Here is a 19,608-nt window from a genome sequence, read left to right as displayed (position 1 = left end):
CGCGAACCGGTCAGATCGGCATGCGATAGCCGTAGAACTCGTGGTCCTCGTTATATCCGCCTTGTCCGAACCCGAGATCGGAGAAACTTTCCACGAACTCGATCGCTTCGACCCACTTGACCTGCTTGAAACCCAGCTCGCGCTCATTTCGCAGGCGTAGCGGCGCGCCATGGGCCTCGTTGAGCGGCTGCCCGTTCATCTCATAGGCGAGCAGACACGTCGGGTCATGCATGTGCTCGATCTTGTGGCAGTCGTAGTACCGGCCCTCGGTGGCTCCGCCGGCTCCTTCGGCGAAGGAGTAAAACACCACCCAACGAGCCGACGGCAGGGGTGGACCATTTCGAGGATGTCCGACATGGCAACGCCTCCCCACTTGGCGACGCCGGACCATCCTTGAATGCAGTAGTGCTGGGTGATCTTTTCGTGTTTGGGCAATTTGCGAAGTTCGTCGTAAGACAGCGCGACCGGGTTCTCGACGAGTCCTCGAATGCGCAGGGAATAGTCTTTCCAGTTCCCGGCCTGTAACCGGCGATAATTGTCCGATGTCGGCAGTGTGCCGTTTGCCCAAAGATACGGCGAGATGTCCTTCTCGGAATAGGTGGCATTGGGATGCAGCCGCTCCAGAATGTCCTTGGGCCATCCCACCACCGCGCGGCCGACTACCTGGACTACACCGGGAAAGCGCAGCGTGATGGGGGAAGCGCTTAGCCACATGCCGGTGATGACGATCATCGCCACGACGTAGATCAGTAGCGGCCAGTAGGATTTGGTATCGGTGCCCAAGACGATGTGGTTCAGGTTGCCCACGAGTCCCGTGGTGAACACCATCACCGTGTGGACAAAGATGAAAAACACCATCCACACGAGAATTGCGAAATGGGCGGTCCGCGCCACTTGCCTATTGAACGGGCCGCTGCCGAATCCAAACCGCGCGGCAATCGCCGGCGCCTGCAACAGCCCGGTCAGGAAGGCCAGCGGCGCGGCAACGAAGACGGTGGTGAAGTAAGCGATGATCTGCATCCCGTTGTAATTCGTGAAGCCCACATTCGCCGGGAAATCAAGGGATGCATATTGAACCGCCGTGGACAGCGCATTGGGAAAAACATCCCATGACCGCGGGACAATCCGGCGCCATTGCCCCGAGGCGAAAAGCAACACATAGAAAACAAGACCATTCACGAGCCATAACAGATCAAAACTGAAATGCCACCACCGGGCCAGCCCGATCGTATGCCGTAATCCGGGTATCCCCAACCACTTTGGCAGCGCAACCGCATCGTCCTTGGCCGTCCACACGCGTGCCGCGTCCTCTTGGTCGAGGCGGTCCGGCGGAACCGGATCGCGCATTCTGAACCATTCCGTTCCGGGGCGGCAACCGGAATTGAGATACAGCCGCGGATGATCGGCGAGAATCTGCATTCCCGCCCGAATGATGAACAGCATGAAGACGATGTTGAACAGGTGCTGCCATCGCAGCCAGGCCGGGAACCCGGACGTGACTGGCGGCGCATACGCTGTCGATGTTCCCGGATAGGTCTCTATGAAGCTCTGCATCCAGCCGTATTGACGCAACTGCTGCGCCAGTGCGATCGCGACGACGAGCCCGGCAGCGGTGACCGGCACCAGCCACAGCGAGTTGAGCCAGCGCCGACCGATTCGAATCGTCGGTACCCGGGCGAACTCTTGTGTTATCCCGCCGGCCCAGTCGTCGAGAGCGACAGAGCGCTTCAGCATTGGCGGGCGCCCACGCTGGTCGAGCAATGACTCGAAGTGGCCGTCAGCGGCCGTGCCGTCGCCGGGGTGCGGATCGCCAGCCATGGTCCGTCTCCTCTGGGTCTCACACTGGGTCAACCACCCGGACGCCTTCCGCCGGTTTGGCTGCACCGCAAGTGGTTTGAGCCGTTGAATATCGAACGCGAGTACAGTAGCTCCGTGGCTGGCGCCCCGTCGAACGAACGAATGATTGCCGGGGTCGCCGCCGCGGCCGTTTCACTCGGGGTAGCCCAGCTCGTCAGCATCCCGTTCGGTGCGCGGGCCGACGCGCGTACTGCGATCGGCTCATGCGTCGTTGACCTGACGCCGGGGGCCGTCAAGGAGTGGGCCATTCAGGCCCTGGGCTCGCTGGACAAGGTCTTTCTGGCCGTCGCCGTGCTGGTGGTGATCGCGACGATCGCCGCGATCGCCGGGAGCCTGGAGACACGTCGCCGCCCCATCGGCAGCGCTGTGATCCTCGCTGCGGGCCTACTCGGTTGCGCCGCAGTGCTGTCGCGGCAGGGCGCGACGCTGCTCGACACGATTCCCACCGTCGTGGGCGCCGCCTGCGGGGTGGCCGCCCTGCGATTGCTCACCCGCCGGTGGTTCCGGGCCGGCCCGGAGCAATCGGAAGCGCCCGACGCCGGCAGGCGCAGGTTGGTCATGTTCGGATTGCTCGGCTTCGGAGTGCTCAGTGGGGTGGCGGGTGCGGTCATCACGCGGTTGGTGCATTCGGTCGCCGGCGAACGCAGCACCGTCGCACTCCCCCGACCGCGGGTCGCGGCACCGCCGATAGCCGCCGATGTGCAACCGAAGGACGTTGCGCTACCGAGCTTTATCACCGCAAGCGCCGACTTCTACCGGGTGGACACCGCGCTCAGCGTCCCTCAACTCAGCCACCGTGACTGGCGGCTGCGCATCCACGGCATGGTGGACCGCGAAGTCAACTACAGCTTCGACGAGCTCGCCGGGTTTGAGGTCGTCGAAATGGTGATGACGCTGGCATGCGTGTCGAATCCAGTTGGGGGCAAACTGATTTCGACGGGTGTGTGGACGGGCTATCGGGTCGCTGATCTGCTGGCCGCCGCCCACGTGCACCCGGACGCCGATATGGTGCTATCGACGTCGATCGATGGCTTCACCGCCGGCACGCCGGTTCAGGCACTCACCGACTCCCGCAATGCTCTGCTGGCGATCGGTCTCAACGGTCAGCCCCTGCCCGTCGAGCATGGCTACCCGGCCCGGCTGGTGGTGCCCGGGCTCTACGGGTATGTGTCGGCGACCAAGTGGATCGTCGACATGGAGCTGACCCGCTTCGACAAAGCGGTGGCGTACTGGACGCGGATGGGCTGGGCGGCCCAAGCGCCCGTCAAGACCGAGTCGCGCATCGACGTGCCGAAGCCAAATCAAGAGCTGCCGATGGGCCCGGTGGTCTTCGGCGGCGTCGCATGGGCACAGAATCGCGGCGTGCGGCTCGTGGAGGTCCGCATCGACGACGGGGCATGGCAGCCGGCCGAACTGGGTGCGAGCTATTCCAATGCGACGTGGCGATTGTGGAGCTTCCACTGGCAGGCGAAAAGCCCCGGGAAACACGCCATCACGGTGCGCGCCACCGACAACACCGGAGCGACCCAAACCGCGGATCAGGCCGAGACGGTCCCCGACGGCGCCACCGGTTGGCACACGGTGGGCTTCACCGTGGCGCGCGCCTGAGGCACTATTTCGACGAGAATTTCCGCCAACTGACCACGGCGATCACGATGCCGATCACGGCGGTGATCGGACCGATGATGGACCAGGTGGTGGTGTTGCTCATCGGGCTTCCGCCCAGGACCCCGAATCCCTGCAGCGCCCAGATCAGACCGAACAGCGCGACCAACAGCCCGAGCGCGAACGTGACGGCAAAGGCCCTTCTCATAGCGCGATCCTAGGCTCGACGCGGCGGGCTTATGTCTTCCCGTCTTGTCCGGGGACGCCGATGAGGCCGCCCGTGCCGCCGTCACCCGCGGCACCTCCCGGCGTACCGGGCCCGGCGTTGCCACCGTTCCCGCCGGCGCCGATCAACATGCCACCATTGCCGCCGTCACCGCCATTACCCCCGGCACCGCCGGCGCCGAGCCCACCGGCGCCGCCGTCGCCGCCGCTGCTTTGGATCAGCCCGCCATTGCCACCGTGACCGCCGTCGCCACCGGTGGTCGCGCCGTACCCGCCGGCGCCCCCGGCACCGCCGTCACCGGAGAACAGGAAGCCGGTGCTACCGCCGGCCCCGCCGTCCCCGCCGACACCGGTGTCGCCGATCCCGCCGGCTCCGCCCGCCCCGCCGGACCCCACCAGCCCGCCGGTCCCGCCCGCCCCACCGGCCCCGCCGGCCGCGGCGCCGAGCCCACCGGCCCCGCCGCCTCCGCCGGCCCCCAGCATCCCGGCGGCCCCGCCGTCCCCGCCGTCACCGCCGGTGCTGGCGCCGCCGAGCGCGCCGGCGCCGCCCGCGCCGCCAGGGCCGCCGGTGCCGATGACCACCGCGCCGTTGCCGCCGTGACCGCCGTGACCGCCGGCGGCTTCGCCGAACCCGCCGGTCCCCCCGGCGCCGGCGTCGCCGTACAACAGGGCGGCGTTACCGCCGGCACCGCCGGCGCCGCCGACCCCTGCTTCGGCGACCCCACCGGCCCCGCCGGCCCCCCCGTCACCCCACAACACCTGGCCCACACCGCCGGTCCCGCCGTCCCCTCCGGCGGTGACGCCGAGCCCGCCGGCCCCGCCGGCCCCCCCGTCGCCGTACAGCACGCCGCCTCCCCCGCCGGCACCGCCGGCGCCGCCGTCGGCGGTGGCGCTGATCCCCCCGGCCCCGCCGGCCCCGCCGGACCCGACCAGCCCACTGGTGCCGCCATGGCCGCCGTGACCGCCGGTGCCGCTGGTACCCATGCCGCCGGCGCCGCCCGCGCTGCCGTTGCCGGTGAACAGCGCGCCATTGCCGCCGTGGCCGCCGTCACCGCCGGTGGTGGCGCCGAGCCCGCCCGCGCCGCCGACGCCGCCGTCGCCGAACAGCACACTGGCGTTGCGGCCGACCCCGCCGGCGCCGCCGGCCCCGCCCTGCCCGGTCCCACCGGCCCCGCCGCTGCCGCCGTCGCCGAACATCAGTCCGCCGGCCCCGCCGGCACCGCCGGCCCCGCCGTCGATGGCGCCGGTCCCACCGGTCCCGCCGGCCCCGCCGGCGCCCCACAGCAGCCCGCTGGCCCCGCCCGACCCGCCCTTTCCGCCGGTTCCGGTGGCGCTGGTCCCGCCGTCCCCGCCGGCGCCGCCGTATCCCCACAGCCCGGCGGCCCCGCCGTTGCCGCCGTTCTGGCCGGTCCCGTTCGCACCGGACCCGCCGGCCCCGCCGTTGCCGTAGAGCCATCCCCCGGGCGCGCCGTTTTCTCCCGTTCCCGGCGCGCCGTTGGCGCCGTTGCCGATCAGCGGGCGCCCGGTGAGCGCCAGGCTCGGCGCATTGATCGCGTTCAGCAGATGCTGCTGTGCCGCCTGCGCCGGATGGGCCGCGAACGCCGCAACATTGGCGGCCTCGGTGCTGACATAGGTTTGCGCACCCGCGGTCAGCGTCTGGACAAATTGGGAATGAAACGCCCCCGCCTGCGCGCTAGCCGCCTGAAAGCCCCGTCCGTGGGCGGAGAATATCTCCGCGATGGCCGCCGACACCTCGTCTTCGGCCGCGGCCAATAGGCCCGTCGTCGGGGTCGCGGCCGCCGCATTGGCGGAGCGGATCGTCGTGCCGAGACTGGCCAAATCCCTTGTTGCCGTGTCTATTAGCCCTGGCACCGCGACGACAGACGACATCTGCGACTCCTCACAGGTCATGACAACCTGACTGGCGCCCGGTCGTCACCAATGCCCCACTGCGAGGGGCAGCTTAACTTGCAGGAGGAGCCGATCTGCGGGTTATCGGAGGGATCGATCGGCCGAGAGATTGCCCGAAGACGCGAGCACTCGGCCGCGACGATAGCGACAAATGCGACCGGCAAGAAAATGGCCCTCGGGCTTGCGCCTGGGGGCCATTTCCGCTGGTAGCGGGGACAGGATTCGAACCTGCGACCTCTGGGTTATGAGCCCAGCGAGCTACCGAGCTGCTCCACCCCGCGTCGGTAAACGCAAGGTTACCCAACGCGTCCGAAGGTCGCCAAATCGCCCGGCCTCGGCAGCCGCCGTGGCGGGAAACGACACAATAGGTCTGTGGCAGAAGCCGGCGCGGGTCCGCATGTGGTGGTGATAGTCGTCTTCGACGATGTGACGATGTTGGACGTCGCCGGGCCGGCCGAGGTCTTCGCCGAAGCCAACCATTTCGGAGCGAACTACCAAATCAGGATCGCATCGCTGGACGGACGCGACGTCATGACCTCCATCGGGACCCGGTTGGGCGTGACCGACAGCATCGCGTCGATCGAGTCGGCCGACACCGTCATGATCGCCGGCAGCAACGAGATGGTGCGGCGCCCGATCGATCCCGCCCTGGTGGAAGCGATCAAATCAGTGTCGGCCCGAACCCGCCGGCTGGCGTCCGTCTGCACCGGCTCGTTCATCTTGGCCCAGGCGGGCCTGCTGCGCGGGCGGCGCGCCACCACGCACTGGCACGACACCCGGTTGTTGGCGCGCGCCTTTCCCGATACCAGCGTTGAACCGGACGCGATTTTCGTCCAGGACGGCGAAATCTTCACCTCGGCCGGGGTGTCGTCGGGCATCGACCTCGCACTGGCCCTGGTCGAAATGGACTACGGCACCAAGCTCGTTCGCGAGGTGGCGCGGTGGTTGGTCGTCTATCTCAAACGCGCGGGCGGCCAATCGCAATTCTCCGTGCTGGTCGAGGTCGATCCACCGCCGCAGTCTGCGCTGCGCGCGGTCACCGATGCGGTCGCGGCCAACCCGGCCGCCGAACACAGCATCAAAGCCCTGGCCGCGCGCGCCGCCCTGAGTTCACGTCAGCTGACCAGGCTGTTCCAATCCGAGCTTGGGACGACCCCGGCGCGTTACGTCGAAATGGTTCGCATCGACGCTGCGCGCGCGGCGCTCGATGCGGGCCACAGCATCACCAAGGCGGCACATCTGGCCGGCTTCGGCAGCCCCGAAACCCTGCGCCGGGTGTTCGTCGACCGCCTCGGAGTGTCCCCGAAGGCCTACCGGGACAGATTCCGCACTGCGTCCCGCGATTGAGTCCGCGGGCGCTCTACACGTCGGGCAGTCGCTTGCTCAGCTGCTCCATCGTCAGCAGTTCCCGCCGCTCGTCGTCGAGGTAAGGGATACCGATCCCGTAGTCCTGCCATCGGGCGGCGATGCGGGATTCCAGCTCTGCAGCGATCGTGTCGACTGCCGGGTAGTGGCGGCCGCCCCACTGCGGCCGGGGCTCGGATTCCCAGCTCCGGGTGGCATCGATGAGCACTCGATGCCATTCTCCGGAGCCGTATTTGGCCATGTTGGCCTTCTCGTGCGGGGTCGAGGGATCCAGCGGCGAGCCCAGGGTTGGCCCATAGAGCGTGATGTCGCTGAGGCTAGCGTTCACCCGGTACGCCAACGCCCAGTCGAGCGCCTGCGGGTCGCGGATGTCGATGTCTTCCTCGACGACCATGACGTTCTTGTAGAACCAGATGGATCCACTGGTCCCCCACAGCGCCGCGGCGACCTGCTGGGCGTGACCCCGGTAGGCCTTGCGGATCTGCACCACGATGTTGGTGCCGTTGGATACCGGCGACATCCATACGTCGGTCACGCCCCTGACCCCGAGACTGTCGAGCAGGTTCCAGGCGATCGCCGAGCGCGCGTAGTTGCACATGGAGTCCTCGACGAGGAATCCCGGCCGCATTCCCTCGAGGGCGCCACGCAGCACGGGGTCGTTGCGATGGCTGATCCGGGTGACGCGCAGGACCGGCGTCGGGGCCGCGTGGTTATCGAGGTAGCCCGGGTATTCCGCGAACGGGCCCTCGTCCACGAAGGTCGCGGGGTCGGGGTCGAGGAAGCCCTCGACGACGATCTCGGCGCTCGCCGGGACGTGCAACGGCACCGTTTCACAGGCCACCAGGTCGACGGGGCGACCGAGCAGGGCCCCCATCATGTCCCATTCGCAGACGTCTTTCGGGAATGGGCTGCCCGCGCAGAACGGCAGCACGTCGTGCCAGCCGTGGACGACGGCGACCGGCATCGGCTCCGGCTTATACCCGTCGAAATGACCGCCCCAGCCCTGAATCGGCGCCAACAGCTTGGCGATCTTGTCGCGGTCGACGATCATGCCGCGGTAGACACCGATGTTGTCACGTCCGGTCACCTTGTCCTGGGTGACCACGCCACAGAATGTGTCGATGTAGCGACCGCCGTCGGTGGCATGCCATTTCGGCGCGGGAAACTGCCACAGGTCGATGTCGTCGCCCGCGACGATGTTTTCCTTGACCGGACCGGTCTCGACCACCCGCGGCGGGATCGGCCGCTTGAAGGTGTCCCTGAGGTGACGCACGATGGCCGCGTCGCCGGTTTCGTCGGGCATACCCAGCATGAGCTGGATCTGCCGCCGGTTGCCGATGCCCGATGTGAAGAGCTTTGTGCACCTGGTGGTTCGGTGACCGACGATGTTCTCGAACAACAGCGCGGGGCCACCCAGGGAAAGGTTGGCGCGGGTGATCGCGCCGATCTCTTCATCCCAGTCGACCAAGGCTTTGATGCGACACAACTGGCCCGCGGCCTGCAGTGTGGCCAGCCAGCTACGCAGGTCGGGCCCTGGCTCGCCCGCTTCCGGCCTCGACGCCAAAGCACTTGTTGTTGTACTCAATTCGTTGACCTCACCATCGAAATCACGCTGTCACCGTTCACCGGGTGGGGGTTGTCCTTCCACCGCTCGATCAGGGAGTGCTCGATCCCGAGCTGGTCGACGACGCGACCGACCATGTAGTTCGTCACCTCGTCGACCGAGGCGGGTCGGGCGTAGTAGGCCACCGTCGGGGGGAAGATCACGGCCCCGGCCCTCGCCAGGTAGTGCATGTTCTCCAAATGGATCTCGCTCAACGGAGCCTCCCGTGCGACCAGGACGAGCCTGCGGCGCTCCTTCAGCGTCACGTCGGCAGCGCGGGTGATCAAGTTGTCGCTGAACCCAATTCGGATGGCGCTCAACGTTTTCATGCTGCACGGGCAGACCACCATCCCATCGGTGCGGAACGACCCACTGGAGATGCCTGCGGCAAGATCGCGGGCACTGTACGCATGCGACGCCAGTGCCCGCACCTGTGCGACGGTCTGGTCGGATTCCATTTTGATGGTCGCCCGTGCCCAGTCGCTGAGAATCAGGTGCGTCTCGACACCCAGTTCACGAAGGACTTCCAGCAGGCGAATGCCCACTGGGGCGCCCGTCGCCCCGGTCATGGCCACCACCAAGCGCATGGTCTTACTCCCCTCACCGAAACTTCTGTTGTTCAGCGGCGTCCTCGGACTCGCGCACGGATTCGCGCGCCTCAGCCCGACGGCGGATTAGACCCCATAGGACCAGCGGCAAGCCCACGAAGAGCGAGTTGCGCATGCTGCGGAAGCCGAGCCCCACCACCCGCTCCTGCCAGGGCTTCCCGCTATGCCCCTGCGACAGAATCGGATTCGCGACGGCGGTACCCATCACAGCACCCAGGCTGGTGAACAACCAGTTGCCGTATGTGCCGTAGAGCATCGCCCATCGTGCCGTGCGCTGCACGCTTGGCGGGAGGTTGACTTCGCCCCATATGGCACCCAACGCCATCAAGAACATGCCATTCATCACGCCTTCGAGATGGGCGGAAAGCCCCATGCGCATATTTTTGAAGTGTCGCTCCTGCGTACCTGTCACCAGCCCGATCACAAACAGGAAAACGCCGAGCCAGATCATCGGGCGGTCGTGCGCGTCGTGCGTTGCTGCCATGTCCGCTCCTCTTGATCGCCTTATGCTGTGCCGTTTTCCGCCTTGAGTAACCACGCCTCTTTCTCCAGGTCGTCGATGATCGCGTGCAGCAAGTCGGCGGTCGAGGGATCGGCTGCGTCAACCTCGTCATGCACGGTGCGCACCGTATCCACCACCGCGTAAATCCGATTGGTGATCATGTCGACGGTTTCGGTGGCACCCAGCAGGCCGGGCGGTATGGCGGGGACGGTCGTGGTCGCGACGACCGTGTCGGAGCGTCCGTCGGGAACCGCGTCAAGGGCGCGCATCCGCTCGGCAATCGTGTCGCTGGCCCCACGCGCGGTATCGACGATGCCGTCGAGTTGCAGATGTAAGTCCCGAAAGTTGGTGCCGACGAGGTTCCAGTGTGCCTGCTTTCCTTGCAGGTGCAATTCGATCAAATCGACGAGCACCTTTTGCAGGGCCTCGAACAAGCTTGCCGGGCCGCGAAACATCCGGACCTCGCCGGCGTCGCGGCGGTTGGCAGATAGTGAAGTTGTCATGGCGGGGTCTCCTAACTCGCATGCTTTTGTTGGCTTGAAAGCTACGGTGATACGTCAATTGAGCAAGTGCGAACGATACGCAGTGGGCGTTGTGCCAAGGCGCCGACGCATCACGGTAGCCAGGTGTTGGGAACTCGCGAACCCACATTGATGCGCGATCTCAGTGATGGTCAGTGACGGCCTGCCCAGCAACTCACATGCCCGCATAAACCGACGGTTCATCAACCAACGATGGGGCGGCTCACCGGTGCCCTCACGAAAAAGACCCGCAAGACGTGCCGTTGACAAACCCACCACTTTCGCCACGTCGTTGAGTCCAACGTCATCGCAGAGGTGCGCGTCCAGGTACTCGATTGCGCGCCGTACGCGCCAATCACGGTAACCTGCACCGCTTCTCGCGGCGAAAGCCTTGGAGCCGGACACGCTAGAATGTTGGCGTAACAGGCGGACCACGAGTTGTTGGCCCAGTGAATCGATCATCATCCGGGAACACCCGTCGGGGCTATTCATCTCACGAGTGATCTGTCGACAGATGTGCTCGACGAGCGGATCCCGTGAACACATCGGATCGACCAGGGCGACCGAGCGACCCGCTTTGACCGCACCGATTTCAACGGCGACTCGTTCGACCATGGCGTGCGGCACATACACATGCAGATAGCTAAATGGCCGCTCTGAGCGGAAAATGCCCCTGGGCTCCTCGCCGGCTACCACCATGTTCATGTGAAATGGTGGATGTGTGAGGCTCCATTTGCGTCGACCGTCGCCGAAGTAGGTGTGGTGGTGATGCCCGCTCACCGGCATCGAGATCAGGTCTGTGTTCTCAACCGCGGGGCCGTGCAGTTCGAATCGCGAGTCATGCTCGAACCGCCAGATGGCCGCCGACAGCGTACCGCCGGAAGCCGTGATGTGCCGATCGGGCGCGAAACCCAGTCGGTGCGACACGTTTTCAGCAGTAATGAAGGCCGGTGCTCTCATGTGTTCACTCCATAACCTGCAGTACAGAGTCCAGTGTCTGTCCGGCCACGGCAGGACAACTAGCGAAGACTGGACGTCTTCCCCACAGATAGCGACATCCGCCGGCCACACCTCGCGCGCGATGACCCGGTTTGCGTCTCGTGCACATCGCACGCAGCCCAGACACGTCCTCGCCTTTTGATCGCGGTAAACACAACACGGGCGCCGCACCGGACGCCCCGGTCGCAACCGCGCTGTGGCGGTGCTCCCGTCAACATCGCGAAGGAACATGATGAGTGGTATCCGTCTGGACGGCGAAGATACGTCCGCGGGAACAGCAGTCAAGCTACCCGTACTCGGGCGCACGCACGACACGTTGAGTGTTGCCCGGCCTCCATTCCTCGCGCCGGTCGGCGCCCAGCGCAGTGACGGAGCGTACCGTTGGTGGCGCAGTGGCCCGCTGCCACACAACGGCTTTGGTTCCAGACGCAATCACTATGTCGTAGCTGATCGTTCGCGACCGCACGCGCTCGACCCACCATGCCAGGTGGTCGCTCTACGCCAATTGCTTGTGCACAGCCTTTTCACGATAGCCCTGGCGCTCGCAATTCTCATGCTGGTGGCGACGACCATCGGAAGGCTCGATTGGCTCGGAGTCGCGCCTTGCCGGCATTGCCCGCACCACGCGAATGCCTTCGACCAGCAGCCCTAAACCTGAAGGAGACTACGAAATGCCCGAATTCGGCGAAACCGCAATCGTTCTCGGGGCGAGCATTGCCGGGCTGATGGCTGCCCGCGTCCTGGCTGACTTCTACACCACGGTCATTGTGGTCGAACGTGATGTACCACCCGACGAACCCGTGGCAAGGCGCGGAGTGCCGCATGGCACCAGTCCCCACATTCCACAAGTGCGCGCAACACAGACGATGGAGGAGCTGTTTCCCGGTCTCCTCGACGAGATGGTCGTCAACGGCGCGCGGGTGTGGAAGGATGGTGACCTTTCGCGGATTTGGATGTCTTACGGCGGCCACGAGTTTCTCCGATCTGGCAGCATTCCCGACCCCGAGTCGGTGATCAAGTACTTCGTGAACCGGCCATTTCTCGAATGGATAATCTCGCGGAGGGTGCGCGCTATCCCGAACGTCGAATTCCTCGCCGGCCACGACGTGGTGAGCTTGACGTCGACCCCGGCCCGTAACCGGATCACCGGTGTCGTTGTGGCGCAGCACGACTCCGGAGCCGAAAGAACCCTCGCGGCCGAACTCGTGGTGGACGCGACCGGACGCGGTTCACGCACGCCGGTTTTTCTCGTCGATCTCGGCTATGACCGGCCTCGCGAAGACGAACTGATGGTGCACGCCGCCTACGCGAGCACGCAGCTGCGCGTGCCACACGAGATGCTGCGCGAGTACATGGCGGTCGGCGGCGCGTTGCCGAGCCGACCCATGGGGTTCGCAATGTTCGGCGGTGAAAATGACACCTACATGCTCGGGATTCAGATGATGGCGGGCGGGCAACCGCCCGCCGATCGCGACGCTCTGCTCGCCCGGCTGGCCGAGGTCGCACCGGCGCACGTGGTCGAGGCGGCGCGCCACGGCGAACCGCTCGGACCGCTGCGGCATCACCGGTTTCCGGCGAACCGGTGGCGTCGCTACGACAAGCTAACGCGCACACCCGACGGTCTGATAGTCGTCGGCGACGCGATGTGCAGCTTCAATCCGATTTATGGACAAGGCATGTCGATCGCGGCCGTCGAAGCTGTCATCCTTCGGGATTGTCTGCAGCACGGTGATCGCGGCCTTCCGCGGCGTTATTTTCGGGCTGCCGCCAAGGAGATTCGGATCGCATGGCGAACGGCAGTGGGCGCCGACCTGACGCTGCCCCAGATACCGGGGCGGCGGCCGCTGTCCATGCGGATCACCAACGCTTATCTACGTCGAGTGCTGGCCGCCGCCGAAACTGACCCGGTCGTAGTGCAGCAATTCATGCGGTTGATCGGCATGGTCGATCCTCCCTCGCGCCTGCTGCGCCCATCGATGCTGGTGCGTGTCCTCAGGAAATCGCGAAAGCGGGCGGAGGCAGACAAACCGGCACCCGAGACGTGCGCGATTCCGACTTAGTCGAACGCTTCTGCTACCCAAGGGGATACTGCGATGCAAACGTCGACATACGTGCTGATTCCGGGTGCCTGGCAAGGGGCGTGGTCTTGGTTACCGGTGGCTAAGCGACTTCGCGCAGCGGGCCATCGGGCGATCACGTTGACGCTGCCCGGTCTGGGCGACGGCGATGATCCGTCGGGTCTCGTCCTCAAAGACGCGATCGGTCACGTCGTCAACGAGGTGCGCCGCCGCGACCTCGACAACGTGACCCTGGTGGCGCACAGTTGGGGCGGCTATCCCGCCACGGGCGCGGCGCACCTGCTCGCCACGCGGGTAAGCAAGGTTGTCTACTTCAACGGGCTCGTGCCGGCTGTTGGTGGGTCGGTAATCGATGACGACCCCGACAGGCGTGAGTTAACGCTGCGGTTGATCGGCGAATCGCCCGTCGGCGCCGTCACGCCCGCGCTGGAATTCGTCGAGCGGATGTTAATGCAGGGCGTTGCGCCCGCGCTGCAGCGAATGGTGGCCGAACTGATGACCCCGCAGCCCGGTCGTTACTTCCTTGACACTCTCGACGTCGACGTGGCGACCCTTGGTGTCGACACCGCGTATATCGCCAGTGACCGCGATCATGCGCTGCCGTTTCCGGCGGCCGGATTCGCCGCCCGGCTCGGCGTTGCACCCGAGTTCGTCCCGGGCACGCATGTCAGCATGCTGACCCACCCCGACGAGGTGGCCAAGGCGATTTTGGCGACCTGAACGGCCTTGCCGCTCTTGGGGACTGACGGCGTGATCCGTCGAAGTCGTTGTTCTATCGGGAGATGATTGATGGACATTTACGAAGCGCTCTACACCACCAGGACGATGCGGCGGATGCGACCGGATCCGATTCCACTGGGGACCCAGAGCCGGATCCTCGATGCGGCGATCCGTGCCCCCAACGGCGGCAACACGCAGCGCTGGCATTTCCTGGTCGTCGACGACCCGGAACTCAAACGCCAGTTCGCCGAGCTGTATCGGCGCGGCCGGGAATTCGAGCACCGAGAATTCGAGACCGGAACCATGGCCCTGCCGGCGCCGGGCAGGGATCGTGCTGCCTACGCCGAGACGCTGCGCCAGGTTATCCGGTCGGGGAACTATCTCGCCGATCACTTCGACGAGGTCCCGTTGCTGCTATTCGTTTTCGCCATCGACGACCATGGCGGTGCCAACATCTTTCCGGCGATCTGGAGTGCCCTGCTCGCCGCACGCGCCGAAGGCGTCGGCGGTGTCATGACGACGCTGTTGCGCTACTTCCCCGATACGGTCAACAAATTACTAGGGGTGCCGGTTGAGCAGGGCTGGACGATGTCGGCCGTGGTGGCCTTCGGTTATCCGCTGGGCAGGTGGGGCGTGGCTGCCAACCGCCATCCCGTGCACGAGGTCTCATCGCGCAACCATTGGGGTGCGCCATTCGGCGTAACAGTGCCGCAACCGCTGTGGCCGAGTGCTGCTGCAGCGCCCGAGGACTACCGCCGCTTCGTCCCAGCCACCGGAAAGGGAACCCGTGACAATTTCTGACACACCATCATTCGACCGACGGACAGCTGGTCCCGCCAAGGTGATGCAGGAGTGCTGCTCGGCGCGTAGGTCGCCCAGACGATAACCGGGGTGGCCGATCCGGGCGTGGCGGATACGCTCGCCGCCGGACCGCTGCCGCTCGATGAGTTGGCCGGCAGAGTTGGGGCCGATCCCGATGCGTAGCACAGAGCTTTGCGCGCGTTGATCAGGTCCATGGGAAAGGTGCTGGGCGGCGGGTCCAGCATCAATGTGATGGCCTGGTCGCGAGGGGTCCTCCAAACGACGAAATCGTACCGCGGCGCGACGCGAGAGGAAGGCGCCGTTGGGTGGCCCCGTCACGTCGTAAGTATCGATGCGGTTATCCCGACCGCCGCGTTTTCTTCGGGCGTGGCCAACCAGTATCCGTACCGGCTCGCGGTCGCGGCAAAGTCCGCCATGTCTTGAGCAGTGGGTGGCGGGGAGCCAACGGGCCGGCCCACCTCCCGAAAGAAATCGCCCACGCGCGCCGTCGTGATGATCAGGTCGACGGCAGTTTCTTCGGAAACGTTGCGCAGCGCATGAGGGGCGCCGCCCGGAACCCGGACGTATTCGCCAGCGTGGGCATCGCGCCATTCCATGCCGTCGTCGCCTTCGACAAGGATCTGGTAACTGCCGGCGAGGATGTAGAAATCCTCAAAGTCGTCGTGACTGTGCAGGGGCACCGTCACCCCGGGCGGCATGCTTGCGCGCATCACGCATACCCGATCGTCGTCATGCGGCGTTATGAAGTCGACAATGACCCCGAAAACGATAGATCGTGCAGTGGGACCGCTCATTCGGGCCAGGTGTTGCCGAGGATGATGTCGACGAAGTTGTCGCGGTCGAAGGTGGGGTCGAAGTGCTGCAGCACGTCGGCATTGACCGTGCCAAAGGTGCTGTGCGGGCGGTGCTTCATTCCGTCGTTGAAGGCGGCCAGGATGCGCCGCTTGAAATCCGGGCGCGGATGGGCAGCAAGGACTGCGGCAAGGGCTTCTGGGGAAAGGTCATCACGGCCAATTCCCAGCACGTCGGTTTCGACACCAGCTGTGACCAGGGCAATTTCGGGTTCGAGGAACTCGGGTATTCCGGGAGTCGTGTGCAACGCGATGCCCAGCCACACCTTGTCGGCGTCGGCCTTGTCGCGGCCATGTTGCAGCAAGAACTCGCGCGCCGCATTGGCACTGTCTACCTCGAAGCGCAGCGCGGAGGTGCGGTAGCGCCGGGTAAGCCCCAGGTCATGAAACATCGCTCCGGCATAAAGCAACTCCAGGTCCGGTTGCAGGCCGCGGCGCTGACCCTGTAGCACACCAAATAGGAACACCCGGCGGGAATGGTCGAAAAGCAAGTCGTCTTCGGCGTCGCGGATGAACTCGGTGATCTCATGTACCAGTGCGGTGTCGGGTATGGCGATGCCGGCGATGGAGTCGATCGACTGGGTGGCCATGGTCTCGTTCTCCTTGAGTTGGTCTGTGTTGTTAGTTTGCGGGGTGGTGGGATATCCAACGGCTGCTGTTAGCGCCATCCTTTCCACAAATTGCGACATCCGCGTCGCCTAAGATGCGGCGGGACCGCTGAGGTCTTCGCCGAAGCCAACCGCTTCGGCGGGAACTCTATTCGCCGCAGATCGCATCGGTCGGCGGGCGCGATGTGACGACCGCGATAGTCGAATCCGCCGATACCGTCATGGTCGCCAGCGGTGACAGCGTGCGCTACAACGCCACCGAGCGTGCACGAATTGTCAGGGTTTACGGCGTGTTGCTGCGCAGACACGCACGCTCGCGGGTTCTGGTTCGAGGCCTACTTGGTGTTGTTGAACTTGGTGATGGCGTCGTCGAGCCGCTGCAGCGCCGAACCGTACGCGGCGAAGTCGCCCTTCTTCTGCGCGTCGCGCGCGGCGCTGATCGCCGCCTGAACCTCTTGCAGCGCAGCGGCTTTGGCCGGCGACAGGGTGGCCGCCGCGTCGGGAGCCGGCGGCACGGCCGACGGCGGGGCCGGTGCACCCGGCCCGGCGGCCGGCGCCGGGGGGGTCGCGGGCGGGCCCGCGTTCGGCGGGGCGCCGGCGTCGGTGGGCTCGATTCCGGTCGCGGCGGCCGCCGCGCCGGGCCCGAACAGCTTGGTGAGGGCATCCCCCACGGTGGGGCCGTAGCCGATCTTGTCGTTGTACATCATCGCCACCCGGATCAGCCGCGGGTAGCTCGACGCGGCGTCGCTGGCCCCCGGCGACGCGTAGACGGGTTCGACGTAGAGCAGCCCGCCCTGCGCCACCGGCAGGGTCAGCAGGTTGCCCCACTTGATCCGGTTTTGGTTGTCCCGCCCGATCTGACCGAGGTCGGTGGACACGTCGGGATCGGTGGTGATCGCGTTGTTGGCCAGCTTCGGGCCGTTGACGTTGCCGGGAATGGTCAACACCGTGATCTTGCCGTAGGTCGCGGGATCGGAGCTGGCACTGATGTAGGCGGCCAGGTAGTCGCGCTTGAACCTGTTCATCGCGCTGGTCAGCTGATACGACGCCGAATTGTCGTTCTTGAGAATGTTTTTCGCCACGATGTAGTAGGGCGGTTGGTAGCTGCTGGCCGTCGGGTTCGGGTCCAGCGGCACGTCCCAGAAATCCGAGGTGTTGAAGAACGTCACCGGGTCGTTGACGTGGTACTTGGCCAACAGCATGCGCTGCACCTTGAACATGTCCTCGGGGTAGCGCAGATGCTCGGCGAGTTCGGGGGTGATGTCGCTCTTCGGCTTGACCGTGCCGGGGAACACCCGCATCCAGGCCTTGAGCACCGGATCCTGTTCGTCTTGCTGGTAGAGCGTGACGGTGCCGTCGTAGGCGTCCACCGTGGCCTTCACCGAGTTGCGGATGTAGGAGACCTGCTTGTCGGGAGCCAGCCGGTTGAACGCCACTTCGGTGGAATCCGCTGTGGCGGAGGACAGCGAGGTCAACTCGGAATACGGGTAGTTGTCCAGCGTGGTGTAGCCGTCGAGGATCCACACCAACCGCTTGTTGACGATCGCCGGGTACACCGCGCTGTCGGTGGTCAGCCACGGCGCCACCGCTTCCACGCGCTGCGCGGGATCGCGGTTGAACAAGATCTTGCTGTTGGAGCCAATCACCGTGGAGAACAAGAAGTTTCGCTCGGCGAACTTCGCCGCGAACACGCTGCGGGACAACCAGTTGCCGATCGGGACGCCGCCGCTGCCGCCGTAGGTGTAGCGCTTGGTGTCGGTGTTGGTTTCGTAGTCGTATTCGCGGTCGTCGCCGTTCTTGCCGACGATCGCATAGTCGGCCGAGGTATTCGAGATCACCGGGCCGAAGTAGACCCGCGGCTGCTCCAGCGGCGCCGGCCCGTCGGAAACCACCCCGCCGTTGGCGCCGACGACGTTGACCAGAAACTGGGGATACCCGCCGTTTTGGTTCGGGTCGTTGGCGATACCGCGCACGGTGTTGGCCGGGGAGGCGATGAAGCCGTTGCCGTGGGTGTAGACGGTATGCCGGTTGATCCAGTCGCGTTGGTTGTCGATCAGCCGGTCCGGGTTGAGTTCGCGGGCGGCCACGACGTAGTCGCGCAGCGCGCCGTTGCGGTCCACGTAGCGGTCGATGGACAGCTGGTCGGGGAAGTAGTAGAAGTTCTTGCCCTGCTGGAACTGGGTGAACGTCGGGCTGATGATCGTCGGGTCGAGCAGCCGGATGTTCGAGGTGGTGGCGCGGTCGGTGGCGACCTGCTGGGCGGTCGCCGGCGCGTCGCCGTTGTAATTGCGGTAGCTCACCACGTCTTCGGTGAGGCCGTAGGCCTGCCGTGTCGCGAGGATACTTCGACTGATGTACTCGCTTTCCTTGCGCGCGGCATCGGGCTTGACGCTGATCTGCTCGACGATCAACGGCCAGCCCGCGCCCACGATCAGCGACGACAACAGCAGCAGCACCAGGCCGATGGCCGGAATCCGCAAGTCCCGCAAGGTGATCGCGGAGAACACCGCGCCGGCGCAGATCAGTGCGATCGCCATCAGGATCAGCTTGGCTGGGAGCACGGCGTTGATGTCGGTGTAGCCGGCGCCGGTGAACGGCTTGCCGCCACGGGTATGCGAGAGCAGCTCGTAGCGATCCAGCCAATAGGCGATGGCCTTGAGCAGCACCAGGACACCTACCGCGGTGACCAGCTGAATGCGCGCCGAGCGGCTCAGCGCGCCGGCGCGTCCCGACAGCCGGATACCACCAAAGATGTAGTGCGCCACCAGGTTCGCCATGAAGGCGAGGAACGCCGCGATGAACAGGTAGCTGAGCACCAGCCGGTAGAACGGCAACTCGAACGCGTAGAAACCGAGGTCCTTGCCGAACTGCGGATCGCGTATCCCGAAGGTGCCGCCGTGCAAGAACAGCTGGATTCGCACCCAATAGCTCTGCGCCACCACGCCGGCCAGCAACCCGATCGCGGCCGGGATCCCGATGCCGAGCAGTCGCAGCCGCGACATCACCAACGCGCGATACCGTGCCACCGGGTCGCTGTCGCTACTCGGCACGAAGACCGGCCGGGTGCGATAGGCCAGCGCCATCCCGGCGAACACGATGCCGCCCACCAGGATCCCGGCCACCAGGAACACCACGATGCGGGTCACCAGCACGGTGGTGAACACCGAGCGGTAACCCAACTCACCGAACCACAGCCAGTCCACGTACGCGTCGATCAATCGCGGACCCGCAAGCAACAAGACGATCACACCGAGTGCGATCAGGATCAGAATCCGGCTACGCCGAGTCAGTTTCGGCATCCTCGCGGTGGGCCGCATCCCCACTAGCTACGCT

At 65.5% G+C, this 19,608-nt stretch carries 15 protein-coding genes, 1 tRNA gene and 2 pseudogenes; 6 read left to right on the top strand and 12 right to left on the bottom strand.

Annotated elements, in window-relative coordinates; all coding sequences use genetic code 11:
• Positions 1 to 10 precede the first annotated feature (10 nt).
• A pseudogene (locus G6N66_RS05025) lies at positions 11 to 1,818 on the bottom strand (molybdopterin-dependent oxidoreductase).
• Between the two features lie 141 nt (positions 1,819 to 1,959).
• Between G6N66_RS05025 and G6N66_RS05020 the strand changes: the two are divergent.
• Complete coding sequence (locus G6N66_RS05020) at positions 1,960 to 3,465, top strand: molybdopterin-dependent oxidoreductase (RefSeq protein WP_085231993.1); 1,506 nt, start codon at positions 1,960 to 1,962, stop codon at positions 3,463 to 3,465.
• A 4-nt stretch (positions 3,466 to 3,469) separates the two neighbouring features.
• Here the strand turns inward: G6N66_RS05020 and G6N66_RS05015 are convergent, their stop codons facing one another.
• The 3 genes from G6N66_RS05015 to G6N66_RS05005 form a co-directional block, all read right to left on the bottom strand.
• Positions 3,470 to 3,670, bottom strand: a complete 201-nt coding sequence (locus G6N66_RS05015) for a hypothetical protein (protein WP_085231994.1) — start codon at positions 3,668 to 3,670, stop codon at positions 3,470 to 3,472.
• Between the two features lie 29 nt (positions 3,671 to 3,699).
• Positions 3,700 to 5,577 carry a PE family protein gene (locus G6N66_RS05010; RefSeq protein WP_163645782.1) on the bottom strand — a complete coding sequence of 626 codons (1,878 nt, stop codon included), beginning with the start codon at positions 5,575 to 5,577 and terminating at the stop codon, positions 3,700 to 3,702.
• Between the two features lie 225 nt (positions 5,578 to 5,802).
• Positions 5,803 to 5,879, bottom strand: a tRNA-Met gene (locus G6N66_RS05005).
• 91 nt (positions 5,880 to 5,970) lie between these two features.
• On the opposite strand from G6N66_RS05005, the gene G6N66_RS05000 reads away from it, so the two are divergent.
• Positions 5,971 to 6,945 (top strand): GlxA family transcriptional regulator, encoded by a 975-nt coding sequence (locus G6N66_RS05000; RefSeq protein ID WP_179968253.1) that lies wholly within the window; start codon positions 5,971 to 5,973, stop codon positions 6,943 to 6,945.
• 13 nt (positions 6,946 to 6,958) lie between these two features.
• Here the strand turns inward: G6N66_RS05000 and G6N66_RS04995 are convergent, their stop codons facing one another.
• From G6N66_RS04995 to G6N66_RS04975, 5 genes are read right to left on the bottom strand one after another with little or no spacing between them, the layout of a single operon-like run.
• Entirely contained in the window at positions 6,959 to 8,548 is a 1,590-nt protein-coding gene (locus G6N66_RS04995) for a UbiD family decarboxylase (RefSeq protein ID WP_085231371.1), read from the bottom strand.
• Positions 8,545 to 9,153, bottom strand: coding sequence for a UbiX family flavin prenyltransferase (locus G6N66_RS04990; protein ID WP_085231372.1), 609 nt, complete (start codon positions 9,151 to 9,153; stop codon positions 8,545 to 8,547). The genes G6N66_RS04995 and G6N66_RS04990 overlap by 4 nt, the downstream gene beginning before the upstream one ends.
• Positions 9,154 to 9,166: 13 nt before the next feature.
• Positions 9,167 to 9,658 (bottom strand): hydrogenase, encoded by a 492-nt coding sequence (locus G6N66_RS04985; RefSeq protein WP_085231373.1) that lies wholly within the window; start codon positions 9,656 to 9,658, stop codon positions 9,167 to 9,169.
• A gap of 20 nt (positions 9,659 to 9,678) precedes the next feature.
• Positions 9,679 to 10,179 carry a Dps family protein gene (locus G6N66_RS04980; protein ID WP_085231374.1) on the bottom strand — a complete coding sequence of 167 codons (501 nt, stop codon included), beginning with the start codon at positions 10,177 to 10,179 and terminating at the stop codon, positions 9,679 to 9,681.
• A gap of 54 nt (positions 10,180 to 10,233) precedes the next feature.
• Positions 10,234 to 11,157, bottom strand: coding sequence for an AraC family transcriptional regulator (locus G6N66_RS04975; protein WP_085231375.1), 924 nt, complete (start codon positions 11,155 to 11,157; stop codon positions 10,234 to 10,236).
• Positions 11,158 to 11,867: 710 nt separating this feature from the next.
• On the opposite strand from G6N66_RS04975, the gene G6N66_RS04970 reads away from it, so the two are divergent.
• The 4 genes and pseudogenes from G6N66_RS04970 to G6N66_RS29965 all read left to right on the top strand — a co-directional run.
• A complete protein-coding gene (locus G6N66_RS04970) occupies positions 11,868 to 13,256 on the top strand; it encodes an FAD-dependent oxidoreductase (protein ID WP_085231376.1) in 1,389 nt (462 codons plus the stop codon).
• A gap of 33 nt (positions 13,257 to 13,289) precedes the next feature.
• Complete coding sequence (locus G6N66_RS04965; RefSeq protein ID WP_263988159.1) at positions 13,290 to 13,994, top strand: alpha/beta fold hydrolase; 705 nt, start codon at positions 13,290 to 13,292, stop codon at positions 13,992 to 13,994.
• A 69-nt stretch (positions 13,995 to 14,063) separates the two neighbouring features.
• On the top strand, positions 14,064 to 14,795 hold the full coding sequence (locus G6N66_RS04960; RefSeq protein WP_085231377.1) for a nitroreductase family protein: 732 nt from the start codon (positions 14,064 to 14,066) through the stop codon (positions 14,793 to 14,795).
• A gap of 195 nt (positions 14,796 to 14,990) precedes the next feature.
• Positions 14,991 to 15,239, top strand: a pseudogene (locus tag G6N66_RS29965) (hypothetical protein); the annotation flags it as partial.
• Here G6N66_RS29965 and G6N66_RS04950 read toward each other — a convergent pair.
• The 3 genes from G6N66_RS04950 to G6N66_RS04940 form a co-directional block, all read right to left on the bottom strand.
• Complete coding sequence (locus G6N66_RS04950; RefSeq protein ID WP_085231378.1) at positions 15,131 to 15,610, bottom strand: cupin domain-containing protein; 480 nt, start codon at positions 15,608 to 15,610, stop codon at positions 15,131 to 15,133. The pseudogene G6N66_RS29965 and the gene G6N66_RS04950 overlap by 109 nt on opposite strands.
• Positions 15,607 to 16,257, bottom strand: a complete 651-nt coding sequence (locus tag G6N66_RS04945; protein WP_085231553.1) for an HD domain-containing protein — start codon at positions 16,255 to 16,257, stop codon at positions 15,607 to 15,609. Before G6N66_RS04945 ends, G6N66_RS04950 begins: the two co-directional genes overlap by 4 nt.
• Before the next feature lie 353 nt (positions 16,258 to 16,610).
• A complete protein-coding gene (locus tag G6N66_RS04940) occupies positions 16,611 to 19,598 on the bottom strand; it encodes a UPF0182 family protein (protein ID WP_085231379.1) in 2,988 nt (995 codons plus the stop codon).
• Positions 19,599 to 19,608: the final 10 nt, after the last annotated feature.

Origin of the sequence: Mycobacterium conspicuum, assembly GCF_010730195.1 — a bacterium.
Classification (GTDB): domain Bacteria; phylum Actinomycetota; class Actinomycetes; order Mycobacteriales; family Mycobacteriaceae; genus Mycobacterium; species Mycobacterium conspicuum.
The sequence above is the reverse complement of the archived record's forward strand: the minus strand, read 5'-3'. Positions and strand labels throughout refer to the sequence as shown.

Excerpts from the sequence above, each read along its gene's own strand:
- G6N66_RS04970 (WP_085231376.1), top strand. The coding sequence starts at position 11,868 with ATGCCCGAATTCGGCGAAACCGCAATCGTTCTCGGGGCGAGCATTGCC.
- G6N66_RS04950 (WP_085231378.1), bottom strand. The coding sequence starts at position 15,610 with ATGAGCGGTCCCACTGCACGATCTATCGTTTTCGGGGTCATTGTCGAC.
- G6N66_RS05010 (WP_163645782.1), bottom strand. The coding sequence starts at position 5,577 with ATGTCGTCTGTCGTCGCGGTGCCAGGGCTAATAGACACGGCAACAAGG.
- G6N66_RS04945 (WP_085231553.1), bottom strand. The coding sequence starts at position 16,257 with ATGGCCACCCAGTCGATCGACTCCATCGCCGGCATCGCCATACCCGAC.
- G6N66_RS04990 (WP_085231372.1), bottom strand. The coding sequence starts at position 9,153 with ATGCGCTTGGTGGTGGCCATGACCGGGGCGACGGGCGCCCCAGTGGGC.
- G6N66_RS05015 (WP_085231994.1), bottom strand. The coding sequence starts at position 3,670 with ATGAGAAGGGCCTTTGCCGTCACGTTCGCGCTCGGGCTGTTGGTCGCG.
- G6N66_RS04965 (WP_263988159.1), top strand. The coding sequence starts at position 13,290 with ATGCAAACGTCGACATACGTGCTGATTCCGGGTGCCTGGCAAGGGGCG.
- G6N66_RS04980 (WP_085231374.1), bottom strand. The coding sequence starts at position 10,179 with ATGACAACTTCACTATCTGCCAACCGCCGCGACGCCGGCGAGGTCCGG.
- G6N66_RS05020 (WP_085231993.1), top strand. The coding sequence starts at position 1,960 with ATGATTGCCGGGGTCGCCGCCGCGGCCGTTTCACTCGGGGTAGCCCAG.
- G6N66_RS04960 (WP_085231377.1), top strand. The coding sequence starts at position 14,064 with ATGGACATTTACGAAGCGCTCTACACCACCAGGACGATGCGGCGGATG.
- G6N66_RS04975 (WP_085231375.1), bottom strand. The coding sequence starts at position 11,157 with ATGAGAGCACCGGCCTTCATTACTGCTGAAAACGTGTCGCACCGACTG.
- G6N66_RS04985 (WP_085231373.1), bottom strand. The coding sequence starts at position 9,658 with ATGGCAGCAACGCACGACGCGCACGACCGCCCGATGATCTGGCTCGGC.